This window comes from Nocardioides sp. YIM 152588 (genome assembly GCF_040191335.1).
GTDB lineage: Bacteria > Actinomycetota > Actinomycetes > Propionibacteriales > Nocardioidaceae > Nocardioides.
In genome coordinates this window covers 95689-101723 of record NZ_JBEGDJ010000012.1, presented here as the reverse complement: position 1 = coordinate 101723, position 6035 = coordinate 95689, and the positions used below count along the sequence as shown (strand labels likewise).

The 6035-nt window shown below is 75.7% G+C and carries 7 protein-coding genes; 2 read left to right on the top strand and 5 right to left on the bottom strand.

All coding sequences use genetic code 11. From position 1 onward, the window contains the following. Positions 1-215 precede the first annotated feature (215 nt). The 4 genes from dinB to ABLM29_RS08745 form a co-directional block, all read right to left on the bottom strand. Entirely contained in the window at positions 216-1442 is a 1227-nt protein-coding gene (dinB, locus tag ABLM29_RS08760; protein WP_349713706.1) for a DNA polymerase IV, read from the bottom strand. 48 nt (positions 1443-1490) lie between these two features. Continuing rightward, the gene (locus ABLM29_RS08755) at positions 1491-2207 is read right to left on the bottom strand and encodes a methyltransferase domain-containing protein (RefSeq protein ID WP_349713705.1); all 717 of its coding nucleotides are present in this window, start codon (positions 2205-2207) and stop codon (positions 1491-1493) included. A 33-nt stretch (positions 2208-2240) separates the two neighbouring features. Beyond that, positions 2241-2720, bottom strand: a complete 480-nt coding sequence (locus tag ABLM29_RS08750; protein WP_349713704.1) for an SAV_6107 family HEPN domain-containing protein — start codon at positions 2718-2720, stop codon at positions 2241-2243. Positions 2721-2837: 117 nt separating this feature from the next. Next, complete coding sequence (locus ABLM29_RS08745; RefSeq protein ID WP_349713703.1) at positions 2838-3269, bottom strand: hypothetical protein; 432 nt, start codon at positions 3267-3269, stop codon at positions 2838-2840. 45 nt (positions 3270-3314) lie between these two features. Here ABLM29_RS08745 and ABLM29_RS08740 point away from each other — a divergent pair, with 45 nt between their 5' ends. Further along, positions 3315-3785: a YbaK/EbsC family protein gene (locus ABLM29_RS08740; RefSeq protein WP_349713702.1), complete on the top strand. Its 471-nt coding sequence runs from the start codon at positions 3315-3317 to the stop codon at positions 3783-3785. 4 nt (positions 3786-3789) lie between these two features. After that, the gene (locus ABLM29_RS08735) at positions 3790-5118 is read left to right on the top strand and encodes a phytoene desaturase family protein (protein WP_349713701.1); all 1329 of its coding nucleotides are present in this window, start codon (positions 3790-3792) and stop codon (positions 5116-5118) included. An 18-nt stretch (positions 5119-5136) separates the two neighbouring features. On the opposite strand, the gene metF is transcribed toward ABLM29_RS08735, so the two are convergent. Beyond that, the gene (metF, locus tag ABLM29_RS08730) at positions 5137-6024 is read right to left on the bottom strand and encodes a methylenetetrahydrofolate reductase [NAD(P)H] (protein WP_349713700.1); all 888 of its coding nucleotides are present in this window, start codon (positions 6022-6024) and stop codon (positions 5137-5139) included. Positions 6025-6035: the final 11 nt, after the last annotated feature.

Genomic DNA, 6035 nt, shown 5'->3' with positions numbered 1-6035 from the left:
CGGCCTGCACGCGGATGTTCGGAGCGGGAGGGCAGCGCGGTCTGCATCTGCGCGACCGGCACGGCGAGCGCGCCGAGGACGACCACGACCAGCGCGGCGAACGCGAGCGGCGCCCTGCCCGACGGCCGACCAGACCCGGGTACGACGTGTTACATGCCGAGCGGCCGGGCCGCCGGAGCCGCATCGCCTCGCGGGGCCCGCACGCGGCCACCGCGTCAGAGCAAGGTCGCGGGCCGCACCGCGCCGTTCCCGAAGCGGCCCGCGACGCGGTCGACCGCGCGGTCCGCCGCCGGCCATCCCGGATCCGGCTCCCCGAGCGCGGCCTGGCGCGTCTCGCCGCTCCGGCGCGGGCGCAGCCCCTGCACGGCGACACCGACGAGCCGCACGCGGCGCCCGGGGTGCCGCTGGAGCACGGACAGCAGCAGGGCGTGGGCGACCCCGTACACGACCTGGGTGACGTCGGTCGGCTCCGGCAGCGTCCGCGAGCGCGACACCGTGCTGAAGTCGCTGAACCGCACGGTCACGGCCACGGTCCGCCCGACCTTGGCCGCGGCCCGGACCCGCGCCGCCACCCGCTGCACCAGTGAGAGCAGCTCCCGGGCCAGCCGATCCGCGTCCCCCACGTCGGCCGCCAGCGTGCGCTGGGCGCCCATGCTCCCCTCCGGCGCTCCCTCGCCGAAGCCGAACACCCCGGCGCCGCCCGGGCGCAGCTCGCGCCGGTCGGTGCCGTGCGACAGCGCGTGCAGCTGCGCTCCCAGGTGGTCGCCGAGGAGTCCGCGCAGCTCCTCGACGCCCAGTGCGGCGACGTCGCCGACGGTGACCAGGCCCAGCCGGTGCAGCCGGTCGCGCGTCGCCGGACCGACGCCGTACAGCTCGCCGACGTCGAGCGGGTGCACCCGTTCGACGAGGTCCGCGGGCGCCAGCACCAGCACGCCGTCGGGCTTGGCGCGCCGGCTGGCCAGCTTCGCCACCGAGACGGTCGCGGCGATGCCCACCGAGCACGTGATCCCGTGCTCGCGGCGCACGCGCTCGCGGATCGCCGCGGCGATCGCCTCCGGCCCGCCGAAGAGCCGCCGGGCCCCGCCGACGTCGAGGAACGCCTCGTCGAGCGACATCACCTCCACCACCGGGGTGAAGGAGCGGAAGGTCGTCATGATCGCCCGCGAGACCGGTCGCAGCAGGTCGAAGTCCGGCGCGATGAAGACCGCCCGAGGGCAGAGCCTCCGGGCCTCGGTGCCGGACATGCCGGACCGGACGCCGAACCCCCGCGCCGGGTAGTTCGCGGACAGCACGACGCCGCGATGGCCGCCGCCGACGATCACCGGCACGTCCTGCAGGTCCGGCCGGTCCCGCGTCATCACCGACGCGTAGAACGCGTCCATGTCCACGTGCAGGAGCCGGCACGCCGACTCCGCGGCATCGGTCTCGGCCCAGGAGCTCACGTCCGGGCCGGTGCGCGGCCCCGCTCCCGGTGGCCCGGAAGCGCGGGCTCAGGAGCAGAGCAGGTGCAGCTGCGTCGCCAGCGGCAGGTACTCCTCGCGCCCCGCGGCCGTGCGCTCGAGGTCGACCAGGGCCGCGGCCGCACCGGGCTCGACGTCGAGCAGCGCGCCCGGGACGTGGTCGGCGAAGACGCGGATGCCGTGCACGGCGTCGACCCCGAACCCGGCGTCGCGGACCAGTTCCCGCAGCTCGGTGAGCTCGAACCGGTGGCCGCGGCGCGGCTCACCGCCGCCGCCCTCGAGCAGCTCCTTGGCGTGGACGAAGTGTCCCGCCATCGCCCGGGCCAGCACCGCGGCGCTGCGCTGGGCGACCAGCAGGCTGAGCACGCCGCCGGGGCGCAGCACGGCGCGGATCGCCGCCAGCGCCGCCGCCGGGTCGACCACCTCGAGGACCCCGTGGCAGAGCACGACGTCCGCGCTCGACTCACCGACGAGCTCGACCAGGCCGGCGACGTCCCCCTGGTGGCCGGCCACCTCGACACCCTCCTCACCCGCGCGACGCGCGAGGGCCGCCAGGGCGTCCGGGCTCGGGTCGACCACGGAGACGCGGTGGCCGGAGGCCGCGAGCCGCACCGCCGAGCCGCCGGTGCCGCCGCCGATGTCGACGACCTCCCGGGGCGGGCCGGCGAGGGCCGCGTCGAGCACGTCCCACACGACCGCGGTGCGGATCGATCCCCGACGTTCGGTGGACTGGTTCTCCTGGACCATGGGCCGAACACTACGACCTCCCGCTCCGTCGCCTCAGCCGGCCGCCCGACCGGCGAGCCGATCGCCGACCGGCGGGTGCTCGCTCAGGCCGAGCGCCCGCTCGACGACCGCCAGGAACCGGTCCGCGTCGCGCACCAGGTCGTCGGCCTCCCGGTCGCTCGCGGCGCGCGAGGAGCCGGCCTCGGCGGCGGCGCGCTTGGCCGCGCCCGCCGCGAAGAAGGTCGCCCACTCCTCCATCTCCGGGGCCACCTGGGCCAGCAGCGCCCAGGCGTTCTGCTGGCGGCGTCGCTGACCGGGCGTGGGCCGGGCGCGAGCGGCCAGCAGCGCGGCCGCCGCCCGGAGCGCGGCCACGTGGGCGCAGGCGTAGCGCGTGGCCGCGTCCGTCGCCGCGACCGCCTCGCTCAGCGACTCGGCCGCCCGCAGCAGGTAGGAGTGCGTCGTCGCCGGGAGGGTGTGCGGCCGCCACAGCGGCAGCTCCGGGACCTCGGTGTTGTCGTTCGCCTCGCTCGCCACGGTGCCTCCCCTTCGTCCGGGGTCCGGTGGGAGCGGGGTCGAGGGCGCCCCCACCGGACCGTCGTTCGAACATCTGTTCGAACACCTCCGAAGGTACACCCCCGGTCCGTCACAACGTCAAGAGTCACGTCCGCGGACGAAGCGGGTCGTCTCCGGATGCCAGAGGAAGACCACGGCGACGGCCGCCGCGACGCCCGCGGCACCCGCGCCGACCAGCACCATCAACGGCGAGTCGGTGCGCATCATCGCCATCGCGCCGAGCGCGATCCCGATCGCGACGGCGGCCAGGCCGTGCTGCGCCCACAGGTGCCGGTTCCGGAAGAGCTGCACCATGGTCAGCATGGTGATCGCGATGACGCCGTAGAGGACCAGGACCACCGGCACGAACTCCGTCGGCTGGACCGTGCCGTCGCCGGCCTCCATCGGCGACCACACCTCGTTCAGGTCGCCGCGGAAGGCCACCACCAGCACGGACATCAGCAGTCCCGCCGCGACCAGCAGCCACAGCAGCCAGCTGGCGAGGTCGACCGTCACCGGCCGCTTCGTCATCGTTCCTCCTCTGGGCCCGCGGAACGGGCCGGATATTGTCGCCCCATGTCGGACGACCATCCCTCGATCAGCCGGTTCCGTGAGGAGCACCGACGTCGTGGTGGCGCCGGCGAGATCGTCATTCTGCCCGACTCGGTGCACACCGCCGCGCTGGCCGCCCAGGCGCTCGGCTGCGAGGTCGGCGCGATCGCCAACAGCCTGCTGTTCGAGTCCGACGGATCCCCCGTGCTGATCCTCACCTCCGGCGCGCACCGCGTGGACACCGAGGCGACCGACGCCGCGCTCGGCACCCGCCTGCGCCGCGCCGCGCCCGACTTCGTCCGCACCCACACGGGGCAGGTGATCGGCGGGGTCTCGCCCATCGGCCACCCGGCACCGATCGCGACGTACCTGGACCCCTGGCTCGCCCGGCACGAGGTCGTCTGGGCGGCGGCCGGCCACCCCGCCGCGGTCTTCGCGACCAGCTACGGCGAGCTGCTCACGCTCACCGGCGCGACCCCGCTCGAGGTCGAGTGACCCGATGAGCAGCATCGTCGTCGTCGGCGGCGGTCTCGGGGGCCTGGCCTCCGCGGCACGCCTGGCCAAGCTCGGCCACCAGGTCACCCTGCTGGAGGCGTCGGGCGGCCTCGGCGGAGCGCTCGGCCTGCTCGAGCAGGACGGGTACGCCTGGGAGTCCGGGCCGGCCGCGACCCTCCTCCCCGCCGCGCTGCGCGACCTGTTCCGCAAGTCCGGCCGCCCGCTGGAGGCCGAGCTCAAGGCGGACCTGGAACCGCTGCCGGTGATCCGCGAGCACCGGTTCGAGGACCGCACCTCGCTCCGCCTCCCCGGCGGGTCCCGGGCCGCCCAACTGCACGCCTTCGAGGCGCTGGGCGCCGGCCTCGGCGAGGCCTGGACAGCCCACGTGGACCCCTACGGGCCCGTCTGGGAGGTGCTGCGGCGCCACTACGCGGAGGTCCCCTGGGACCCGTTCACGAGGGGAGCACTCCCCCGCGAGCTGGACCGCCTCCTCCGCGACCGCGAGACCCTGCACCGCCGGCTGCGGCGCGACTTCCGCGACGAGCGGCTGGCGATGATCGCCGGCCACGAGGCCGTGCTCGCCGGGCACGACCTGCGCAACGTGCCCTCCTGGATGGGCGTCACCGCCTACCTGGAGGAGTGCTTCGGGGTCTGGCGCGTCCCCGGCGGCATGGGTCGGCTCGCCGACGTCCTCACCGGCCGGCTGCGCACCCGGAAGGTCGAGGTCCGCACCGGGACGCCCGCCCGCGACCTGGTCTGCCGGGACGGGCGCGTGGTCGCGGTCCGCACCGACGATGGCGACCTCGACGCGGACCGCGTCGTGGTCGCCGTCGACCCCCGCCGGCTGCCGACCCTCCGGCCGCTCGTCGAGCGCACGATGCCGGCCGTGCCGCCGGTCACCGTGCACGTGGGCCTGGAGGGTCCGCTCCCCGAGGCCGAGCGGGACCTGGACCACGACCTGGTCATCCACGCCGACCCGCTGATCGTGCTGCGCCGCGGGACGGCCGCCCCCGAGGGCGGCGCGGCCTGGAGCGTGCTGGTCCGCGGGCGGCTGGTCGAGGACCCGCTGACCGCCCTGGCCCGGCACGGGATCGACGTGCGCGAGCAGGTGGTCACCCGGCTGGACCTGAGCCCCCGCGACCAGGTGGAGCGGTTCGGCGGCTCGCCGTACGGGGTGCTCTGGCAGGGCCGCGGGACGGTACGCCGGCGGCTCGGCCCGACCACGCCGATCGAGGGCGTGCTGACCGCCGGCGCGCACGCGGCGCCGGGCGCCGGGATGGCGTTCGTAACGCTCTCCGCGGCGCTGGTGGCGCAGGTCGTCGGACCCGCCTGACCGGCCGCGCGGCCAGTCTCAGACGGTGATCCGCAGGGCGTCGAAGATCTCCAGCGTCGCCTTGGACCGGTTCAGCGTGTAGAAGTGCAGGCCCGGCGCCCCGCCCGCGAGCAGGTCGTCGCAGAGCTCGGCCGCCAGCCGGATGCCGGCCGCCCGGACCACCGCCGGGTCCTCGCCCGCCGACGTGATCCTGGCGACCACGTCGTCCGGCACGCTGGTGCCGATCAGCTCGCCCTGGCGGCGGATCGCGGCCAGGTTCAGGATCGGCATGATGCCCGGGAGGATCGGGATGTCCACGCCGCGAGCGCGGACGCGGTCGACCAGGCCGAAGTAGTCCTCGGCGCGGAAGAACATCTGGGTGACCGCGAACTCGGCGCCGGCGCGGGCCTTGGCCACCAGCACGTCGGCGTCGGCGTCCAGCGACGCGGCCGACGGGTGCCCCTCGGGGAAGGCCGCGACGCCGACCCGGAACCCGCGCGCGTGGGCGAGCTCGACGAGCTCGACCGCGTGGTTGAGGCCGCCGGGCGTCGGGGTCCACTCGGCGCGCGGACCCTCCTGCGGGTCGCCGCGCAGCGCCATGACGTGGCTGACGCCCTCCGCGACGTAGGAGTCGAGGATCCCCTCGAGCTCGGAGCGCGTGTGGCCGACGCAGGTCAGGTGGGCCATCGGCACCAGCTCGGTCTCCCGGGCGATCCGCCCGGTGATCGCGACCGTCTTGTCGCGGGTGGTGCCGCCGGCGCCGTACGTCACGGAGACGAACGTGGGCCGGTAGGGCTCCAGCGCCCGGATCGCCGACCACAGCTGCTGCTCCCCGGCCGCGTCCTTCGGGGGGAAGAACTCGAAGGAGAACGAACGCTCGCCCGCGCCGATCAGATCACGTAGGGAGCGTCCGGGACCGGTAGCCATGGGGGCGATTC